The 18,858-nt window shown below is 66.3% G+C and carries 16 protein-coding genes and 1 riboswitch; of the genes, 6 read left to right on the forward strand and 10 right to left on the reverse strand.

From position 1 onward, the window contains the following. Nucleotides 1–130: 130 nt before the first annotated feature. Together QM712_RS25860 and QM712_RS25865 are read left to right on the forward strand one after the other, a co-directional pair. Nucleotides 131–1,414: a PQQ-dependent sugar dehydrogenase gene (locus QM712_RS25860; RefSeq protein WP_415025978.1), complete on the forward strand. Its 1,284-nt coding sequence runs from the start codon at nucleotides 131–133 to the stop codon at nucleotides 1,412–1,414. Between the two features lie 189 nt (nucleotides 1,415–1,603). Next, nucleotides 1,604–2,197, forward strand: a complete 594-nt coding sequence (locus QM712_RS25865; protein ID WP_415025979.1) for a c-type cytochrome — start codon at nucleotides 1,604–1,606, stop codon at nucleotides 2,195–2,197. A gap of 166 nt (nucleotides 2,198–2,363) precedes the next feature. On the opposite strand, the gene panE is transcribed toward QM712_RS25865, so the two are convergent. From panE to QM712_RS25885, 4 genes are all read right to left on the reverse strand, one after another. After that, a complete protein-coding gene (gene panE, locus QM712_RS25870) occupies nucleotides 2,364–3,287 on the reverse strand; it encodes a 2-dehydropantoate 2-reductase (protein WP_415025980.1) in 924 nt (307 codons plus the stop codon). Nucleotides 3,288–3,479: 192 nt separating this feature from the next. Beyond that, nucleotides 3,480–4,088: a 2-hydroxychromene-2-carboxylate isomerase gene (locus QM712_RS25875; RefSeq protein ID WP_415025981.1), complete on the reverse strand. Its 609-nt coding sequence runs from the start codon at nucleotides 4,086–4,088 to the stop codon at nucleotides 3,480–3,482. Nucleotides 4,089–4,182: 94 nt separating this feature from the next. Continuing rightward, a complete protein-coding gene (locus QM712_RS25880) occupies nucleotides 4,183–5,532 on the reverse strand; it encodes an MATE family efflux transporter (protein WP_415025982.1) in 1,350 nt (449 codons plus the stop codon). A 90-nt stretch (nucleotides 5,533–5,622) separates the two neighbouring features. After that, a complete protein-coding gene (locus tag QM712_RS25885; RefSeq protein ID WP_415025983.1) occupies nucleotides 5,623–6,219 on the reverse strand; it encodes a DUF2239 family protein in 597 nt (198 codons plus the stop codon). A 149-nt stretch (nucleotides 6,220–6,368) separates the two neighbouring features. On the opposite strand from QM712_RS25885, the gene QM712_RS25890 reads away from it, so the two are divergent. Beyond that, nucleotides 6,369–7,034, forward strand: a complete 666-nt coding sequence (locus tag QM712_RS25890; protein WP_415025984.1) for a glutathione S-transferase family protein — start codon at nucleotides 6,369–6,371, stop codon at nucleotides 7,032–7,034. Nucleotides 7,035–7,106: 72 nt separating this feature from the next. Here QM712_RS25890 and QM712_RS25895 read toward each other — a convergent pair whose 3' ends face one another. Together QM712_RS25895 and ggt are read right to left on the reverse strand one after the other, a co-directional pair. Further along, a complete protein-coding gene (locus tag QM712_RS25895) occupies nucleotides 7,107–8,405 on the reverse strand; it encodes an MFS transporter (RefSeq protein ID WP_415025985.1) in 1,299 nt (432 codons plus the stop codon). Nucleotides 8,406–8,536: 131 nt separating this feature from the next. Then, on the reverse strand, nucleotides 8,537–10,288 hold the full coding sequence (gene ggt, locus QM712_RS25900) for a gamma-glutamyltransferase (RefSeq protein ID WP_415025986.1): 1,752 nt from the start codon (nucleotides 10,286–10,288) through the stop codon (nucleotides 8,537–8,539). Nucleotides 10,289–10,388: 100 nt separating this feature from the next. Between ggt and QM712_RS25905 the strand changes: the two genes are divergently transcribed. After that, nucleotides 10,389–11,777 (forward strand): MFS transporter, encoded by a 1,389-nt coding sequence (locus QM712_RS25905; RefSeq protein ID WP_415025987.1) that lies wholly within the window; start codon nucleotides 10,389–10,391, stop codon nucleotides 11,775–11,777. A 41-nt stretch (nucleotides 11,778–11,818) separates the two neighbouring features. On the opposite strand, the gene purH is transcribed toward QM712_RS25905, so the two are convergent. The 3 genes from purH to QM712_RS25920 all read right to left on the reverse strand — a co-directional run bounded on the left by purH (nucleotide 11,819) and on the right by QM712_RS25920 (nucleotide 16,799). Then, nucleotides 11,819–13,411, reverse strand: a complete 1,593-nt coding sequence (gene purH / locus QM712_RS25910; protein ID WP_415025988.1) for a bifunctional phosphoribosylaminoimidazolecarboxamide formyltransferase/IMP cyclohydrolase — start codon at nucleotides 13,409–13,411, stop codon at nucleotides 11,819–11,821. 25 nt (nucleotides 13,412–13,436) lie between these two features. Next, nucleotides 13,437–13,518, reverse strand: a riboswitch (ZMP/ZTP riboswitch). Nucleotides 13,519–13,578: 60 nt separating this feature from the next. Beyond that, nucleotides 13,579–15,297: a heparinase II/III family protein gene (locus QM712_RS25915; protein WP_415025996.1), complete on the reverse strand. Its 1,719-nt coding sequence runs from the start codon at nucleotides 15,295–15,297 to the stop codon at nucleotides 13,579–13,581. A 155-nt stretch (nucleotides 15,298–15,452) separates the two neighbouring features. Then, the gene (locus tag QM712_RS25920; protein WP_415025989.1) at nucleotides 15,453–16,799 is read right to left on the reverse strand and encodes an RsmB/NOP family class I SAM-dependent RNA methyltransferase; all 1,347 of its coding nucleotides are present in this window, start codon (nucleotides 16,797–16,799) and stop codon (nucleotides 15,453–15,455) included. A gap of 187 nt (nucleotides 16,800–16,986) precedes the next feature. Between QM712_RS25920 and QM712_RS25925 the strand changes: the two genes are divergently transcribed. Then, complete coding sequence (locus QM712_RS25925; protein WP_415025990.1) at nucleotides 16,987–17,178, forward strand: DUF1674 domain-containing protein; 192 nt, start codon at nucleotides 16,987–16,989, stop codon at nucleotides 17,176–17,178. Nucleotides 17,179–17,221: 43 nt separating this feature from the next. Continuing rightward, complete coding sequence (locus QM712_RS25930) at nucleotides 17,222–17,812, forward strand: thermonuclease family protein (protein ID WP_415025991.1); 591 nt, start codon at nucleotides 17,222–17,224, stop codon at nucleotides 17,810–17,812. Between the two features lie 54 nt (nucleotides 17,813–17,866). On the opposite strand, the gene QM712_RS25935 is transcribed toward QM712_RS25930, so the two are convergent. Further along, the gene (locus QM712_RS25935) at nucleotides 17,867–18,382 is read right to left on the reverse strand and encodes a L,D-transpeptidase (RefSeq protein ID WP_415025992.1); all 516 of its coding nucleotides are present in this window, start codon (nucleotides 18,380–18,382) and stop codon (nucleotides 17,867–17,869) included. Nucleotides 18,383–18,858 lie beyond the last annotated feature (476 nt).

The following is an 18,858-nucleotide window of genomic DNA, read 5'->3' on the forward strand; positions in this document are numbered from 1 at the left end:
ATGCGCTTCTCACCGCCCGCAGATGTGATAACCTTTTTCCGTCCGCCTCTCGGCAGACTCCAAACTTCGCCTCTCGACGAACCAAAACAATAACGTGCAGCCCTGACGGCTGCCTTAGGGGAGTGACGCGATGAAATTCCATCGATCCGTCTTTCAATCCGTCCTGGCGCTCGCAGCGGTTGCCCTTCTCTCGGGGACCAGCGCTGTGAATGCGCAGCAACAGCAGGACAAGGGCCGGGCGCTCAAGAAGTACGAGTCCGGCACCAAGGAGTTCTGGACCCATCCGCCTGACGACTGGTTCCTCGGCGACGAGACCGAGGCGCAGAAGGGCCTGGCGCCGCCTTCCGGACCGCCCACGGGCGCATCGGATGCCGAACTCGCGACCATGATGAAGAAGATCAAGCTGCCGGCGGGCTTCAAGATCGAGGTCTACGCGTCCGGCGTGCTGGCGGCGCGGCAGATGGCCTGGGGTGACAAGGGCACGCTGTTCGTCGGCTCGTTCGGCCTCGGCAACGTCTATGCCATCAAGGACAACAACGGGAAGAAAGAGGTCAAGACCATCCTCAAGGGGCTGAACATGCCCACGGGTCTGGCCGTCAAGGACGGTGCGCTCTACGTCATCGCGGTCGACAAGCTGATCCGCTACGACGACATCGAAAACAAGCTCGACAATCCCGGCGAGGGCAAGGTCGTCTATGACGACATGCCGTCCTATGCCGCGCACGGCTGGAAGTATATCGCGGCCGACAAGGAAGGCTGGTTCTACATTCCGTTCGGACCGCCCTTCAACGTCGGCATTCCCCCGACCAGCGTCTCGCAGATCCGGCGCGTCGATCCCAAGACCGGCAACGCCGAAATCTACGCGCTCGGCGTACGCAACTCGGTCGGTGGCGACGTCGATCCGCGCACCGGCAAGTACTGGTTCACCGAGAATGCCCGCGACTGGGTCAGCGATGACCTGCCCTCGGACAAGCTGAACATGATCAACAAGATCGGTGAGCATTTCGGCTATCCCTACTGCCACCAGGGCGATCTTCCCGATCCGAAGTTCGCGATGGGCCACAAGTGCTCCGAGTTCACGCCGCCCGTGCTGAACCTCGGCGCGCATGTCGCTCCGCTCGGCATGAAGTTCTATACCGGCGACCAGTTCCCCGCCGACTACAAGAACAACATCCTGATCGCCGAGCACGGCTCGTGGAATCGCCACAAGTACCAGGGCGGCCGCATCGTGCGCGTGATCGTCGGGCCCGACGGCAAGAACGCCAAGCAGGAAGTGTTCGCCTCCGGCTGGATCGAGGGTGACCAGGGCTATCTCGGCCGTCCCGACGACATCATCCTCGCCAAGGACGGATCGATCCTCGTCGCCGACGATTGGGCCGGCGCGATCTACCGCATCAGCTACAGCAAGAAGTAGCCGGGCATCAGAACGGGGCTGCGGTGGCCGCAAGGTGCCGCAGCCTCTTTCGCCTTCGACTTCAGCGTCGTTCCGGTTCGCGCGTCAGCACGGATCCGGAACCCATGGCCCCGACCGGTGGTTATGGATTGCGGGCGCGTGCTTCGCGCGTCCCCGGAGTGACGAGTCCGATAGATCGGAATTCCCGACATGCGCCGGCAATCCATTTCATACGCACTCAGTACAGCCGCACTCGTCGCGTTCGGCACCCTCTCCGCAGGCGCCGCCGACAATGCGGCCGTCCAGGAGAAGGCCGCCGTCTGCTCCGGCTGTCACGGCGAGAACGGCATCTCGCAGACCGAGAACATTCCCTCGCTGGCCGGTCAGCCCGATCAATTCCTGCAATGGCAGCTGGTGTTCTTCCGCGCGGGCTCGCGCAAGAACGAGCAGATGCAGCCGATCGCCGAAGATATCACCAATGAGGATGTCCGCAGCCTCGGCGCCTATTTCGCGGCCATGACGCCGCCGCAGGCCGGAGAGGACAAGGATCCGGACCTGTCGAAGAAGGGCTCGCAAGTGGCCGTCGGCCGCCGCTGCGCCTCATGCCATACCGACACGTTCGCCGGCACCAAGGCCGTCGCGCGGCTTGCCGGTCAGCGCGAGGAATATCTGGTCAAGGCGCTGCGCGACTACAAGAGCAGCCAGCGCGTCGGCGGTGGCGGCGCCGCGATGGCCGACGTCGCCTATCACATGAGCGACGAAGAGATCACGGCCGTCGCGCACTATCTCGCCTATTTCAAGTAGCGCCGTTGCGCTCGCCGTCGTCCCGGCGCAGGCCGGGACCCATCACCCCAAGGATCACGTGTGGCGAAGACGCGTGGCGGCCGGTTCGCGCCATGAGCACCCTCGTCGTCGTGAGTCTTGCATGGGCCCAGGCGGTCGGCGCACGCCCCGGGCCCAGCGACCGGCGTCAGCCCGCCCGCTGCTTCTCGTAAGCCTTCAGGTGCGTATAAGCGATGCGCAGCTTCGGCACCGGCACCTTGGCGGCATCGCCGCGGGCGATGAGGTCGCCGATCACATGATCCGCCTCGACCGGAAAGCCTGCCTTGATGTCGCGGAACATCGAGGCCGTCATCGGTGAGCCCTCGGTGGTGATCATGCCCTTAACGCGTTCGAAGAACGGGCCGCCCGGCGTGTAGCCGGAGGCGGCGGCGATCGAGCTGGTTTCGTCCAGCATGCCGAGCAGGAAATCCTTGCCGCCGGGGACCGCGAGGATGTTGCCGACGGAGGTGCGCATCAGGCTGGTCGAGGCCGCGAGCGAGGAGAGGAACACCCACTTCTCCCACATGTCCTGCATGATGTTCTGGCTGGCTGCGGCGCCGTTGATGCCGCTCTTGAAGACCTCGTCGATCGCCTTGACCCGATCGGACAGCTTGCCGTCGCGCTCGCCGTAATTCAGAGACTGCATCGGCTGGAGCTGCACCACTTCGCGCTGCTCGTTCAGTGTCGCGGCGATGGCGCAGAGTCCGCCGAGCACGCGCTCCTTGCCGAACTTGCCGTCGAGCGTGTCGAGATGCTTCATGCCGTTGAGCATCGGGATGATCGACGTGTTCGGACCGACCGCCGCCGCAAAGGATTTGATGGCGTCGTCGAGGTCGAACGCCTTGCAGCTGAGCAGCACGACGTCGAACTTGTCCTTGAGCTTGTCGGCTTCGACCCGCGGCGGATCCTTCAGCGTCACGTCGCCGTTCGGGCTCTTGATGACGAGGCCGGCGCTGGCAAGCTCCGCTGAGCGCCGCGGCCGGACCAGGAAGGTGACGTCGCGGCCAGCCTGCAACAGCCTGCCACCGAAATAGCCGCCGATGGCGCCGGCGCCGACCACGAGGATACGCATGGGATCTTCCTTGTTGTTGCTGTTGTCTGGACGTCGTCCCGGCGAAAGCCAGGTCCCATTACCCCAACGGCTCATTGTTGGAAATGGCCAAGGCCCGCACTCGCCGCAACGACGACATCCCGCGGTCATGGCTCACGACCTTCGCCAGCACGACCTCGGAGATGATGGCGCGGTTTGGTCGCGCGGCGAAAATCAATTCCCCGACACCATCTCCTCGACTTCGCGCAACTGTTCCTTGCCGAAGAACATCTCCTTGCCGACGAAGAAGGTCGGCGAGCCGAACGCGCCGCGGGCCACCGCTTCCTCGGTGTTCTTGATCAGCTTGCCCTTCACCTCGGGCTCCTGCACCCGAGCGAACAGCTTCTGCGCATCGAGCCCCGAGGATGCGAGCGCCTTGGCCGCCACTTCGGGATCGTCCATCTTCTTCGGCTCGCGCCACATGTGATGGAAGGCCGCCTCGACATATGGCTCGAACACGCCCTCGACCTGCGCCGCGATCGCCGCGCGCATCAGGTTCAGCGTGTTGACGGGGAAGAACGGGTTCATGACATAGGGCTGCACCTTGAAGCGCTTGAGAAAGCGCTCGGTCTCCACCCCCTGGAATTCGCGCTTGTTCTTGATGCCGGCGAGCGTCTCGGCGGGCGACTTGTTGTTGGTCGACTTGAAGATGCCACCGAGCAGGATCGGCACGTATTCAAACTTGACGCCGATGCGCTGCTCGATCGCCGGAATCGCCAGATGGCTGAGATAGGCGTTCGGGCTGCCGAAATCGAACAGGAATTGCGGGGCGGTGCGGGTCAAGGTCGTTCTCCCTGGCGTCGGTTTTCCGCATTGTGGCGCAGGGCGCGCCACAGGTCCACCGTTTAATGACGGTCATAATATCTTGATCGCCCCGTCAGATCAGGCGCCGGATCGCACGCTTGCGCCACACCAGCAGGTAATAGGCCATCTGCAGGATCATCATGGCGCAGAACACGATCGGATAGGCGGCCCACACGCCCCGAATGCCGATGATGCGGCTTAGCACCACCGCGGACGGCAACTCGATCGCGACGATGGCGAAGATCGACAGCAGCATCGGCGTCAGGGCGACGCCGCCGGCGCGCATCGCGCCGGAAAACACCGTCGCCATGCCGAACGGCACCGAGCTCCACAACGCCGTGAGCAGCAGCTCCCGGGCGAGATCGAGCACGGTGCCGTCGGTGATGAAGATGCCGAGCACGGCGCGCGGCATCAGATAGATCAGCGCGACGAGTCCGCCGGTCAGGACGAGGTTGAACGCGAGGCCGGTGCGCACGATGCGATCGAGCCGGGCCCGATCGCCGGCCCCGACGGCTTGTGCGCCGAGGATCGAGACCGCGATCGAGATCGACATCGCCGTGAACTGCGTATAGCCCATCACCTGATTGACGGCGCCGTAGGCCGCGGTGGCATCGGACCCGAAGCCGTTGACGAGGCCGAGCAGGACGAGTTCGGCGATCGCCATCGCCATCATGCCGATCGCGCTCGGCAAGCCGATGCCGAGGATCTTTCCGAGCACGGCGCGGTCGAGGCGCAAGCGACGCAACAGCGCGTCGTCCGGCGCCAGCGCGTGCTTCCTGCGCAGCAGATAGGCCGCCAGCGCGATCACCGTCAGCGCGTTGGAGATCGCAGCCGCCCATGCCGGACTGCTGATGCCGGCCGCAGGTAAGCCGAACGCGCCGCGGATCAGGATCGGCGTCAGCACGAGGCCGATCGCGGTCGACAAGGCCAGCGCCAGCAGCGGCGTGAGCGTGTCGCCGACGCCGCGGATCATGGCCGTCATCAGCAGGAAGACGAAGCCGAGCGGCATCGTGAGCAGCATGATGCGGGCATAGGCGCTGGCCTGGTCGAGGATGTCCGCAGGCGTGGCGAGCGCCATCATCAATTGCCGACTGAACAGCCCGCCGATCAGCGCGACGGACATCGACAGCAACAGGCCCACGGCGAGCGTCGTACCTGCGATCGTCTTGATCCTGCCGTGCTCGCCCGCGCCGAACGCCTGTCCGATCAGCACGGTGGCGCCGGTGCTCAGGCCCATGACGAAGGCGAACAGGAAGAACATCACGGGGAAGAAGGCCGAGACCGCCGCGAGCGCGTCGACGCCGATCATCTGGCCGAGATAGACGTTGCTGACGGTCCCGAACAGCGATTGCAGCGCGTTGCTCAGCATCAGCGGCGCGAGGAAGCGGAGGAATGCTGGCCAAAGCGTTTTGGTGGCGGACATTGATGTACCTTTCATCAGGGCGCGCGAAGCCGTTGCCACGCAGCTCATGCGTGGCTTGGCCGTCGATGGGGTCGAGAGGGTGTGGTGCGCCTAGGCGCGGTCGCTGTAGGCGAGCCTGACGATGTGGTCGCGGATGTCGGCCGGCCAGTCGGCGATCAGTCCGGTGAAGCGCCGGCGGTCATCCGCGAACAACGCGCGCGAGGCCTCCTCGAATTGCGGCAGGTCGCCCGCCATGGCCGACATGAAGTGATAGGCCGCATCACGCGCCTGCCGCTGGCGGTCCTTGTCGCCGCTGGCACGCCTTGCCTCGTCGACCAGCTTTCGCAGCGCCACCGAGGCGCCGCCGGGCTGGGCGCCGAGCCACTCCCAGTGCCGCGGCAGCAGCGTCACCTCGCGCGCGACGACGCCGAGCTTCGGGCGGCCGCGGCCGCGGGGCTCGGTCGGTGCCGTGGTCTCGTCGACCGGCGGCGGGACAAGCTTCGCCAACCGGGCCAGCACCTCGCGATCGCCGCCGCGCAGATCGAAGTCGATCGATCGGCCCGTGCTGTCCTCGAAGATGATGATGGGCTCATCCGGTCGCGGCGCGATTCGCCTGACGACCAGCGCCACCTCGCCGGCCGGCCCGGACGCCAGACGGCGCTGGCCCTGGAACGCGGTGAAAGTCCTCTGCATTGGAATCATTGCCATATTGGTGATGTTGCCGCATTTAATATCCGGGTAAATTAGTTCCGTCAATATACCCGGGTGAAATTATCCGCCTGGATAGCTCGACATTGCGTGCCCGGGCTGGCACCTACGCGGCCGATCGACCACGCCTAGCCCCGAGGACCCTCGCGATGCTGACCGTTCACCACCTCAACAATTCACGTTCGCAGCGGGTGCTGTGGCTGCTCGAGGAACTGGGCGTGCCCTACGAGATCGTGCGCTATCAGCGTCAGCCCGACATGCGCGCGCCGAAGGAACTGCGTGCCATCCATCCGCTCGGGAAGTCGCCCGTCATCACCGACAACGGCAACACCATCGCCGAATCCGGCGCGATCATCGAGTATCTCATTGCGACTTACGGCAACGGTCGGCTGATCCCGCCGCCGAACACACCGGAGCGGCTGCGCTACACCTATTGGCTGCACTATGCCGAGGGCTCCGCGATGCAGCCCCTGCTCCTGAAGCTGCTGTTCACGCTGATGCCGAAGCGCGCGCCGGCCCTGCTGCGCCCGATCGTGCGTAAGGTTTCCAATCAGGCACTCACCGCACTGGTCAATCCGCAGCTCAAGCAGCACATGGATTATTGGGAAGGCGAGCTCGGCAAGAGCGAATGGTTTGCCGGCAGCGCGTTCACCGCCGCCGACATCCAGATGAGCTTTCCGCTCGAAGCGGCCCAGGCGCGCGGCGGACTCGAGCAGGGACACCCGAAGGCGATGGCTTTCCTGGAACGCATCCACGCGCGGCCTGCCTATGCCAGGGCGCTGGAGAAGGGCGGGCCGTACCAGGTGGGAAGATAATCAGCGCCGGCCATTCCGGTGCGATGTGTCGCATCGCCCCGGAATGACGGCTAATCCCAATGACGGCCTGTCTCACAGGTCTGCGTGCAGCACGCGGCCGCGCGTCTCCGGCAGCGCGAACGCGGCGATGAAGAACACCGCGTAGGCCACGACCGCGAAGATCGCGATGGCGTTGGCGAGCGTCGTCGTCGCCGACAGCGCGCCGACGAGAAACGGAAACAGCGCTCCGATGCCGCGGCCGAAATTGTAGCAGAAGCCCTGCCCAGAGCCGCGCAGCCGCGTCGGATAGAGCTCGGTCAGGAACGCGCCGATGCCGGAGAAATAGCCCGACGCGAAGAAGCCGAGCGGGAAACCGAGCACCCACAGGATCTCGTTGGTGAGCGGCAGTTGAGTGTAGAGCAGCACCACTGCCATGGCGCCGATCGAGAAGATCAGGAACAAATTGCGCCGCCCGATCCGGTCCGCGAGCCAGGCTCCGACGAGATAGCCGATGAACGAGCCGACGATCAGCGTCGACAGATATCCGGTCGAGCCGACGATCGACAGGTGCCGCTCCTTGGTCAGGAACTGCGGCACCCAGAACGTGATGGCGTAATAGCCGCCCTGACAGCCCGTCGCCGCGAGCGACGCCAGGATCGTGGTCTTGAGGATCGGGCCCGAGAAGATTTCCCAGAGCGCGGGGCGATCGCCGCTCGCGGCCTGTTTGGCGCGCGCCGCAGCCGCGATCTCGGGCTCCGTGACGGAGCGGCGGATGTAGAACACCAGCAGTGCCGGCAGCGCGCCGATCACGAACATCCAGCGCCATGCCGTCTCCGCCGGCAAGGCCGAAAACAGGATCGCCTGCGACAGCACCGCGATGCCCCAGCCGACCGCCCAGCCCGACTGCACCGAGCCGACCGCGCGTCCGCGATATTGCGGCCGGATTGCCTCGCCCATCAGCACGGCGCCGGCCGCCCATTCGCCGCCGAAGCCGAGGCCCAGCACGGCGCGCGCGATCAGAAGCTGTTCGAAGTTCTGCACGACGGCGCAGACCAGCGAGAAGAACGAGAACCAGATGATGGTGATCTGAAGCGTCCTGACCCGGCCGATATGATCGGACAAGTAACCACCGAGCCAGCCGCCGATCGCGGAGGCGAGCAGCGTCACCGTGCCGGCCAGTCCGGCCGAGGCGGCATCGACCTTCCACAGCGCGATGATGGTGCCGATCACCAGCGGGTAGATCATGAAGTCCATGCCGTCGAGCGCCCAGCCGGCGGCACACGCCCAGAACGTCCGACGTTCCGGCGGAGTCATGTCGCGATAGAAGGCGAGAAGGCTGGTGTCTTCGATCTCGGCGCGCTCGATGCGCTGCGATGAACCGGTCGTGCTCATATGCGTCGTCCCCGGGCGGTTTGCATGTCGGCGCCGTGCTTTGCGCACACGTAGGCACCGGCATAGTGATGCGGTTTGGTGCCGCTGTCATCCAGGAGGATGACGAGACCGCGCTGCACCACGAGGCCGGCTCATTGTCCCGCGGCTTCGGCGCCGCGGGTGCGCGGATCGGGGGCGCCGAGCGGCCCGTTGGGCGTCACGAGAATCGAGTTGGCGGAGGTCTGTCCCATCGGCTCGACGATGAGGTGGTCCATCGCCTTCAGCTCGAACAGGACGCTGTCGGGGAAGCCGCGCTCGACGCGCACCTCGTCCGGGAGCCATTGATGATGCAGGCGCGGCGCGGCGACGGCGGCGGCGACGTCCATCCTGTAGTCGATGACGTTGACGATCACCTGGAGCACGGTCGAGATGATGCGGCTGCCGCCGGGCGAACCCGTCACCAGCACCGGCTTGCCATCCCGCAGCACGATCGTGGGCGACATCGAGGATAGCGGCCGCTTGCCGGGCCCGGGCAGATTGGGCTCGAAGCCGACGAGGCCGTAGGCATTGGATGCGCCGGGCGCGGCGGTGAAATCGTCGAGCTCGTTGTTGAGCAGCACGCCGGTGCCTTCGGCAACGAGACCGACGCCATAGCTGAAGTTGAGCGTATAGGTGTTGCTGACGGCATTGCCGCGGCCGTCGACGACGGAGAAATGCGTGGTGTTGCTGCCCTCCCGCGGCGAAACCGCCATCGCCGCAAGATCGCGCGACGGTGTGGCCCGATCGGTGGATATCCCGGCACGCAGCTTTGCTGCGTAGTCCTTTGCGATCAGGGTCCCGATCGGAGCCTTGACGAAAGCGGGATCGCCGAGATAGCGCGCGCGGTCCGCATAGGCGCGCTTCATGGCTTCGATCAGCAGGTGCAGCGAAGCCGGCGACCCCTGCTTCAGATCGGCGAGCCGAAAGCCCTCGAGAATGTTCAGGGTCTCCACCAGCACCACGCCACCGGACGAAGGCAGCGGCATCGACACGATGTCGTAGCCGCGGTAGGTGCCGCGCACGGGCTCGCGGATCACCGGCCGATAGGCCTGCAGATCGGCAGGCGTCATGATGCCCCCGGCGGCGGACACCGCCCCGGCGAGCTTGTCTGCGATCTTCCCCTCATAGAAGCCGCGAGGACCCTGCGCCGCTACTGCCGACAGCGTCTCGGCGAGATCCTTCTGCACCAGCCTGTCGCCCTCGCCGAGCGGCGTGCCGTCGGGCCGCGAGAAGATCCCGGCCGATGAGGGCCAGCGCGCGAGCCGCGGATGCCATGTCGGCAAAGTGTCGGCGATGTCGTCGGTGACGACGAAGCCGTCACGCGCGAGTGCGATCGCAGGGGCGAGCAATTCTCCCAGCGTGAATTTGCCCGAGCCGTATTTCTCCAATGCGAGGGCGAGGCCCGCCACCGTGCCGGGCACGCCGACGCCGAGCGCGGAGTCGCGCGATTTCGCCGCATCGGGCTTGCCGTCGGCGCCGAGGAAGATCTGCGGCGTGGCCGCCGCCGGTGCGGTCTCGCGATAGTCGATCGCGACGTCCTCGTTGCGATCGGCCGAATGGACGACCATGAATCCGCCGCCGCCGATATTGCCGGCGCGCGGATAGGTCACGGCCATCGCAAAGCCGGTCGCGACCGCGGCATCGATCGCATTGCCGCCGCGCCGCAATATGTCCGCGCCGACTTGCGCCGAGATCTTCTCCTGCGCGACCACCATGCCGTGCTCGGCGGCGACGGCGCGCACGGTGTCGAGCGCGGGTGGAAGGTAGGCGCGACGTGCGTCCTGTCCCGCGACGGGTGCAAAACCGATCGCCAGAGCAGCGATGGTTGCAAGGAAAGCCCGCCGTGTCGAATATGATGCCGTCATCAAAATTTCGCCGTGCCGCCGGACCAATCCACACCGAACGCTGCAATGCTATACGGTTTGCGCTAAGAGAAGCAAAACTGTTCGTGATGAGGACCGCGTGATGACCACGATCACCTCCGAGGCGCGCGTGGCCGGTGCGCAAGGGACTTATCCGTCGCGTCTCGCCGTCGTGAGCTGGATATTTTTCGATTGGGCCGCGCAGCCCTACTTCACGCTGATCACGACCTTCGTGTTCGCGCCTTATTTCGCCACCAGCATTGCGCCGGATCCGGCCACGGGACAGTCGCTGTGGGGATTCGCAATGGCCGCCGCGGGTCTGGCGATCGCGCTGGCCTCGCCGGTGCTCGGCGCCATCGCGGATGCCGCCGGCCGGCGAAAGCCCTGGATCGCCGGGTTCGGCGCGCTGCTGGTGCTTGCGTCCTGCACGTTGTGGATCGGCAAGCCGGGCGATCACGCGATCATTCCGCCGCTGCTCATCGCGGTCGCGCTCGCCAGCGTCGGCGCGGAGTTCGCCACCGTCTTCAACAATGCGATGATGCCGACGCTGGTGCCTCCTGAGCGCATCGGCCGGCTCTCCGGCACCGGCTGGGCGACGGGATATGTCGGCGGCATCATCAGCCTGATCATCGTGCTCGGCTTCCTCGCCGCCAACCCCGAGACCGGGCGCACGCTGCTCGGCTTCAAGCCTCTGTTCGGGCTCGATCCCGCAACGCATCAGGGCGACCGCGCGGCGGGGCCGCTGACCGGGTTGTGGTTCATCATCTTCGTGATGCCGATGTTCCTGTTCACGCCGGATTATCCGGCCCGGCGGCCGGTGCGCGAGGCGCTGCGCGAGGGCCTGTCCGAGCTCAGGCAATCGTTCAGGGATCTGCCGAAGCGGAAATCGCTTGCCGCGTTCCTGCTCGCCAACATGATTTACACCGACGGCCTGGTGTCGCTGTTTGCGTTCGGCGGCATCTATGCGGCCGGCACCTTCGGGTGGCACACGATCGAGATCGGCACATTCGGCATCATCCTGGCGATCGCGGGCACGTTCGGCGCCTGGTTCGGCGGCAAGCTCGACGATTTCCTGGGGCCCAAGCGCGTCATCGCCGGCAGCATGCTGGTCCTGCTGCTCGCGCTGGCCGCGATCCTGCTGGTCGACAAGGATTCGATCTTCTTCATCAAGGTCGCACCGCCCGAACCGGGCGGAGCGCTGTTCGCCGCTGCCGCCGAGCGCGCCTATGTGGTGCTGGGCTGTCTGATCGGTGCTGCCGGGGGGCCGCTCCAGGCGGCCTCGCGCACGCTGCTGATCCGCCTCGCGCCGAAGGATCGCATCGCGCAGTATTTCGGGTTGTTCGCGCTCACCGGAAAGGTGACGTCCTTCATCGGCCCGCTCATGATCGGCATGATCACGGCGGTCACCGCGAGCCAGAAGGCCGGCATGGCCGTGCTTGTCGTGTTCTTCGTCGTGGGTCTGGGGCTGCTGATGCGGGTGCGGGAAGACTAAGCTCGAGCGTCGTCCCGGCTTTCGCCGGGACGACAACCGGACTAGTGCCGGAAGTGCCGCGTTCCCGTGAACACCATCGCGATGCCGTGCTCGTCGGCGGCCTTGATCACCTCGTCGTCGCGCATGGAGCCGCCGGGCTGCACCACGGCGGTGGCGCCGGCCTCGATGCAGGCAAGCATGCCGTCGGCGAACGGAAAGAAGGCATCCGATGCCACGACCGAGCCCTTGGTCAGCGGCTCGGCGAGCTTCAATTCGCTCGCCGCGTCCAGGGCCTTTCGGGCCGCGATCCGCGCCGAATCGACCCGGCTCATCTGGCCGGCGCCGATGCCGACGGTAGCGAGATCCTTTGCATAGATGATGGTGTTGGACTTGACGTGCTTGGCGACGCGGAACGCGAATTTCAGGTCGCGCATCTCGGCATCGGTCGGCGCACGCTTGGTGACCACCTTGAACGTCATGTCGTCGACCACGGCGTTGTCGCGGCTCTGCACCAGCAGGCCACCTGCAACGGTCTTCGCGGTGAGGCCGGGCGCGCGCGGGTCGGGCAGGCTGCCGGCCAGCAGCAGGCGCAGATTCTTGCGCGCGCCGATGATGGCGATCGCTTCCTCGCTCGCATCCGGCGCGATGATCACCTCGGTGAAGATCTTGGTGATCTCGCGCGCGGTGTCGGCGTCGAGCGCGCGGTTCATCGCGATGATGCCGCCGAAAGCGGAAGTGGAATCGCAAGCCAGCGCCTTGCGATAGGCGCTGACGAGGTCGGAGCCTTCGGCCACGCCGCAGGGGTTGGCGTGCTTGACGATGACGCAGGCCGCGGTGCGCTTTGCGTCGAACTCGCCGATGCATTCATAGGCGGCATCGGTGTCGTTGATGTTGTTGTAGGAGAGCTCCTTGCCTTGCAGCTGCCGCGCGGTGGAGACGCCGGGCCGCTTGTCGGGCGTCGCATAGAACGCCGCGGTCTGATGCGGGTTCTCGCCGTAGCGCAGCGACTGGATCAGCCTGCCGCCGAAGGCGCGGAAGTCCGGCGCGTCGATCTCGAGCTGGCGGTTGAACCAGTTCGAGATCGCGGCGTCATAGGCGGCGGTGCGCGCATAGGCCTTGGCGGCGAGCCGGCGGCGCAGCTTCAGCGTGGTCGCGCCATTGTTGGCGGCGAGCTCGTCGAGCACGGCCTGATAGTCCTGCGCCTCGACCACGACCGCGACATCGTCGTGGTTCTTCGCGGCGGCGCGGATCATCGCGGGACCGCCGATGTCGATATTCTCGATGCAATCCTCGAAGCCGGCGCCTTTGTCGACGGTCGCCTCGAACGGATAGAGGTTGACGACGAGAAGATCGATCGGCGCGATGCCGTGCGCCTTCATCGCCGACGCGTGCTCCGCATTGTCGCGGATCGCAAGCAGGCCGCCATGGACCTTCGGATGCAGCGTCTTGACGCGGCCGTCCATCATCTCGGGGAAGCCGGTCAGCTCGGAGACGTCCTTCACCGCGAGGCCGGCCGCGGCGATCGCCTTGGCGGTGCCGCCGGTCGAAACCAGCTCGACGCCATGGGCGGCAAGCGCCTTGGCGAACTCGATCAGGCCGGACTTGTCGGAAACGGAAAGCAGAGCGCGGGTGACGCGGCGGGGATGGTCAGTCATGAGCAAGATCCTCTGTTGAAGGGAGTACCTATGCCCAGGCGCGCGGCAGTCACGTCCCGCGCTTCCCGATGGTGCTCCATCCAAGGTCGCCAGTTGCGCGAGCGGGTGTTCGTTAGCAGCTTTCGGCGGTCGTCACAACGACCAGATGGGCCGGGTCGCGCGTGCGTCTACAGCGGAAGTTCCGGCTCGCGCCGGGCGTTGCGGCGGGCATTGGTGACCGCGGGCGAGGCGGTGGACCGGACGAAGCTCCAGCGGATCGAGGGCGCCTGTCGCGCGTCCTGCCGGATCACGATCTGCGCGGTGCGGCGCGGTCCGTCGTTGCCGGCGAGGAACACGCTGTCTTCGAGATCGACCTTGTCGTCGAGCGCCTCGAAGGTCCAGACATCGCGGTTCGGCAGGACGAGCATGACGCCGCGCGCGTCCGAGAGCCGGCTCGCCTTCACCGCCGGATGCAGGTGAAAGCGCAACGCGAAATCGGAATCGCCGCCCTTGAGGCGACCACCCTGCGGCGGCGACAGCGTGTCCTCGCCGTCGATGCGCCCGCCGTCATCGGCAAGCATCAACACGCGGTGGTGGATCACGCCGAACCTGGCGAGGTATCCGTCATGCGATGCCGTGAGCACCATGCCGTTCGGCACAGCCTCGCGATAGCTCTCCACGTTCGTCGGGCCGCTGGTGATCGGCGCGCCGTGCAGCAGCCGCTTCATCGCGGACATCTCCACGAACTGGCAGGACGAGGTCTCGTGATAGGTCAGCGTCGAATGCGCCGCGGTGCCGCGCGCGAACGGCCGCCAATTGTCGCGGCCCGTCGTCGGCATGCCGCAATTGGTGACGATGCGGCTGATGCCCGAGGATAGTTCGAACGACAGGCATCCGGCATGGGCGTCATGGCTGACGCCGGCCGGCGGAGGCGGCCCGGTGTCGATGATCAGCGCGGTCTGGCCGGCGTCGAGGCGCTGGAAGCCCGTATGCGGCATGTTCGCCATCGGCACGCCGTGGGTGTCGTCATAGGCGAGCAGCGTGGCAAGCAGGTCCGAAGGTGTCGCGCTCATGCCGTTGAACAACGCGAAATTGCCGTCGCCATGCCGGAAGAAGCGAAGCATCGGCATCATGCGGTCGATCGCGTTGAGCAGTGCCGGCGGCGGCGCGATGTTGCGCGCGGCGAAGGTCTGCCGCAGCGGCAGCAAGTCGATCAGGAGTTCGATCAGCGCGCCCGGATTGCGCGAGATGTGTCCGCCATCGGGCAGGATCTGCCGCTGCAATTCATCCGAGAGCCTCTTCGAGGTGCTTCGGATGTGGCGCGCCTGGTTGGCGAGGCAGAGCGCCGAATAACACAGTGCGATCAGCACCTGCAGTTTCGGCACCCCGTCCGGAATGTCGACCATGGTGTAACGGAGAAACCGGATCTCGCGCGCGAGCGCACGCAGATAGCGCCGGTAGAACTTGTTGTCGGTGTCGTTGAGAACCAGCGGAGCCTGTGACAGCAGCGAGATCACGCGCCGCGCGAGCACGTCGGCGCGTCGCGCGATCGGACGGCGCTTGTTGGCCGGGTTCGAGATCCAGTCCTCGACCAGCGCGCGCGCGTTGGCGCGCGTCAGCGCGGTGTCGGCCGCGCGCAGGTGACGCAACCAGCCGAAGCCGAGAAGCGCGACCTCCCAATCCTCCGACGGCGGCTCGAGATCGAAGATCGAACGGCCATGGCAATTGACGATTTTCCCGGCGAAGACGAAACGGCCGGCGTAGATCTCGGCGGCGCGGGTCGCGTCCGCCGTGCGCAGATCATGCGGGGCGATGATCAGCCGGTCGGCGCGCCCCGGCCAGACGCGCGACAAGGCGACGGAACCGCCGCTCGCGCGCGCGAGCACGTTCCGCGCGAAGCGGTTCATGACCAGCGTCGAGATGCGTCTGCGTTGAGCGACCGACACGCCTTGCCTTGAAGGGGAGAGGATTCTGACGAATCCTTTTAATCCCAAAATCGGACGCCTGACACCACCTTGAAAGCGGGCGAATCAGCGTTGGGGAAGCAAAATCCAGTGCAAAATCAGGATTTAACGAGTCGGGCCGCAAAAAATCCGTCGAGCCCGCCGAGCTTCGGGTCGGTATGCGGCAGATGGCTCGGCAACGTACGAAGGTCGCCGTCGGCGGTAATGATCTCGCCGAGCCCCGAGACCTCGGACGCCGCGACCGGGGCGCGGCGCAGACCGGGCTCGGCCTGCAGCAGCGCGGCGATCGCCTGCTCGCCCTCTTCGGGTTCCAGCGAACAGGTGCAGTAGACCAGCGTGCCGCCCGGCTTGAGCAGCGAGACGGATTTCCGCAGCAGACGCTGCTGCAGCGTGGTCAAGGCGGCGATGTCGGAGTCCTGCCGGAGCCATGCCACGTCGGGATGGCGGCGGATCGTGCCGGTCGAGGTGCACGGTGCATCGATCAGGATGCCGTCGAAGCCCTCGGCGGGCCCTGCCCATTCCACGGCATCGGCGACGACGGTCTCGGCCTGGAGCGACAGTCGCGTGAGGTTCTCGCGCAGGCGTGCGACGCGGGCCGGTGAGCGGTCGATCGCGGTGACATGCGCGCCGGCCTCTGCCAGCTGCGCGGTCTTGCCGCCCGGCGCGGCGCACAGATCGGCAATCGACTTGCCCTTGATGTCGCCGAACAGCCGCGCCGGCAGCGCGGCCGCGGCGTCCTGCACCCACCATTGTCCTTCGGCGAAGCCGGGCAGCATGGTCACGGAACCGTGCAGCAGCGTGCGCACCGTTCCGGTCGGCAGCACCTCGCCATGCAGGCGGCTCGCCCATTGCGCGGCATCGGCTTTCACGGTGAGATCGAGCGAGGGCTCGTGACCGAGCGCGAGCGCCATGTCCCTTGCGACCGTCTCGCCGTAATGCGCGCTCCAGCGCGCGAGCAGCCAGGGCGGCAGATCCAGCGATTGCGTGGCGACCTCATCCACCAGCGCCTTGCCCTCGCGCGCGCAGCGGCGCAGCACGGCGTTGACGAGACCGGCATAGCGCGCGGCGCGCCGGTCGGACTGCACCAGGCGAACGGAAAGATCGACGGCGGCGTGATCGGGCACGTCCATCCAGAGGATCTGGGCGGCGCCGATCAGGAGTGCGCTTTGCGCGCGCGGCGCATCGGACGGAATCCCCTTGTCGAGCAGACGCGACAGCACATGCCCGAGCGTGCCGAGCCGGCGCAGGACCGTTGCGACCAGGCGGCGCATCAGCGCGCGGTCGCGGTCAGCGAGAGTCTTGAGGCCGGGATGGGCGCCGGCGCCGTCGAGCTGATCGTCGAGCGTGCGGCGCTTGTGAAGCACACCGTCGACGATGTCGGCGGCGATCCGGCGTGCCGCGAGACCGGGCACTTCGGACGGAGGGGCAAAACGTTGAGATGGCATGCGGAAGCAAGGTTCTGAGCGAGCGGCAGTTCCGCCGGAAGGGGCGCATGCCTTGAGAAATCCACCTCTGGCACGCGAATATGCCAAATGTAAGAAGGACCTCTGGTGTTTGCAGTCCGTCACGACCATTTCAGGAATGCGTTATTGCACGTCGCGCGCGCCGCGATCCTGCGCTAGGAACCCGACGATGAATCACCCGCCTTCCGATCGCAAAGCCCTGCCGCCGGCGGCCCAGCGCGCGCTGGCCGAGGCCGAGGCGCGCCGGCAGGCGGCGGCCGCCGAGGCGAAGGCGGCGCCGAAGGAATTGCAGGGACCGAAAGGGCCCGAGCCCACGCGCTACGGCGACTGGGAACGCAAAGGCATCGCCTCGGATTTCTGAGGTTCGCTTGCGAGCCCGGCCGACTCAGCCATAGCGTACGCTGATGCCGCGCTTCGACCCCAGCCATCCATACCGGCCTTCCTACCGCAGTTCACCGTTCGGCCGCCGCTTCTCGGCTCTGCTGCCGTGGATGTTCGTGGTCGGCGTCGTGATGGCCGTGGTGTTCGGGTTCCGGCACGGGGCGAAATGGCTCGCTCCGCAGCAGACCGACATCCGCGCGCAGGACAGCGCGATCATTCTCGAGCAGTCCAGCACTCCCGACACGCGTCGGGCGGTCGACGTCATCCGCACCATCGACGGCGACACCTTCGTCGCCCGCGTGCATCGGCGCGACGGACGCGACCTCGTCGCGCGGATTCGCCTGCGCGGCATCGATGCGCCGGAGATGAAAGCATCCTGCCAGGACGAGCTGGACAAGGCCGAAGCCGCGGCCGACGCGCTGCGCAACCTGCTCGGCCAGGGCGGCGTCACGATCTACAATCTCGGCCCCGACAAATACGGGCGCGTCGTCGCGGACGTCGCGACCAGTCGGACCGCGAATGTTTCCGCGGCATTGCTCGCAGGCGGCTATGCGCGCGCCTACAATGGCGGTCATCGCGAGGGCTGGTGCGGGCGGGGCTGGCGCTTCTGGTAAGAAAAAAGCCGCGTCGAGGACGCGGCTTTCGCTGTTCGCTTCCGATCGTCGAGATCAGCGGGTCACGACCACCGTGGTGCCGACGGAGACGCGGCCATAGAGGTCGGTGATGTCGTCGTTGAGCATGCGGATGCAGCCGTAGGACACGAAGCCGCCGACCGAACCCGGTACGTTGGTGCCGTGGATCGCGTACTCGCCGCCGGCCAGCGTCATCGCCGCGACGCCCATCGGGTTGTGCGGCGAACCGCCGGGAATGACGTCCGGTATGCTCGGCTTGTCGCGCTTCACCTCGGCGGGCGGCGACCAGGCCGGGTTGCGGTACTTGCCGTCGATGCGGGTCGTGCCGGCCCATTGCTTGCCGGACTTGCCGACGCCGACCGGATAGCGCACGGCGTGGCCGTCATCGAGAATGAGATAGAGCCGGCGCTCGTTGGTCCTGACCACGATGGTGCCCGGCGAATATTCGCCCGCGTGCAGCCCCACCACTTCCGGCCGCGCCTGCGCCGCCGTCGACATCAAGACCCCTGCCCCGATGGTGGCGGCCAGCGCCACAGCAATTCTCATCGACATCAATGCTTCCCCTTGCCCGAACGGTCGTCCAAATTGACGCAAACCCGGAAATCGCCGGCTCGCCGAAGTCCTTGCGGGGAACATTCTTAACCGCGTCCGTTAACCGGATGGTTTCCGCGCGCGGCTGGCGAGGGTCGATCAGCAGGGGGAACAAAGGAAATGTGCGAAATAAAGTAAATGACTTGAAAACAACACTCGGCTGGAAAGGCGCACGAGTGGCGGCAAGTGTCCTGACAAAAGCGTGAGGGGTGTGAATGGCCGTTGTTCGAGGGACCGCAGCGCGCCGTCGAGGCGCCGCGCTGCGGTCTTGGTGCACGAGGCCTTGTCAGGCCGACTTCTTGTTCTGCCGGTTCTTCACGAGGTCGTCGACCACGGCGGGATCGGCCAGCGTCGAGGTGTCGCCGAGGCTGCCCGGCTCGTCCTCGGCGATCTTGCGCAGGATGCGGCGCATGATCTTGCCCGAGCGGGTCTTGGGC

It is taken from the genome of Bradyrhizobium sp. (genome assembly GCF_047605465.1).
In the GTDB taxonomy this organism is placed as follows: Bacteria; Pseudomonadota; Alphaproteobacteria; order Rhizobiales; family Xanthobacteraceae; genus Bradyrhizobium.

Bases quoted from the DNA above. Each gene is read 5' to 3' on its own strand.
- QM712_RS25930 (WP_415025991.1), top strand. From the start codon at position 17,222: ATGCCGCGCTTCGACCCCAGCCATCCATACCGGCCTTCCTACCGCAGT.
- QM712_RS25890 (WP_415025984.1), top strand. From the start codon at position 6,369: ATGCTGACCGTTCACCACCTCAACAATTCACGTTCGCAGCGGGTGCTG.
- QM712_RS25880 (WP_415025982.1), bottom strand. From the start codon at position 5,532: ATGTCCGCCACCAAAACGCTTTGGCCAGCATTCCTCCGCTTCCTCGCG.
- QM712_RS25860 (WP_415025978.1), top strand. From the start codon at position 131: ATGAAATTCCATCGATCCGTCTTTCAATCCGTCCTGGCGCTCGCAGCG.
- QM712_RS25915 (WP_415025996.1), bottom strand. From the start codon at position 15,297: ATGAACCGCTTCGCGCGGAACGTGCTCGCGCGCGCGAGCGGCGGTTCC.
- QM712_RS25865 (WP_415025979.1), top strand. From the start codon at position 1,604: ATGCGCCGGCAATCCATTTCATACGCACTCAGTACAGCCGCACTCGTC.
- QM712_RS25935 (WP_415025992.1), bottom strand. From the start codon at position 18,382: ATGTCGATGAGAATTGCTGTGGCGCTGGCCGCCACCATCGGGGCAGGG.
- QM712_RS25925 (WP_415025990.1), top strand. From the start codon at position 16,987: ATGAATCACCCGCCTTCCGATCGCAAAGCCCTGCCGCCGGCGGCCCAG.
- QM712_RS25885 (WP_415025983.1), bottom strand. From the start codon at position 6,219: ATGGCAATGATTCCAATGCAGAGGACTTTCACCGCGTTCCAGGGCCAG.
- QM712_RS25920 (WP_415025989.1), bottom strand. From the start codon at position 16,799: ATGCCATCTCAACGTTTTGCCCCTCCGTCCGAAGTGCCCGGTCTCGCG.
- QM712_RS25905 (WP_415025987.1), top strand. From the start codon at position 10,389: ATGACCACGATCACCTCCGAGGCGCGCGTGGCCGGTGCGCAAGGGACT.
- purH (WP_415025988.1), bottom strand. From the start codon at position 13,411: ATGACTGACCATCCCCGCCGCGTCACCCGCGCTCTGCTTTCCGTTTCC.
- ggt (WP_415025986.1), bottom strand. From the start codon at position 10,288: ATGACGGCATCATATTCGACACGGCGGGCTTTCCTTGCAACCATCGCT.
- QM712_RS25895 (WP_415025985.1), bottom strand. From the start codon at position 8,405: ATGAGCACGACCGGTTCATCGCAGCGCATCGAGCGCGCCGAGATCGAA.
- panE (WP_415025980.1), bottom strand. From the start codon at position 3,287: ATGCGTATCCTCGTGGTCGGCGCCGGCGCCATCGGCGGCTATTTCGGT.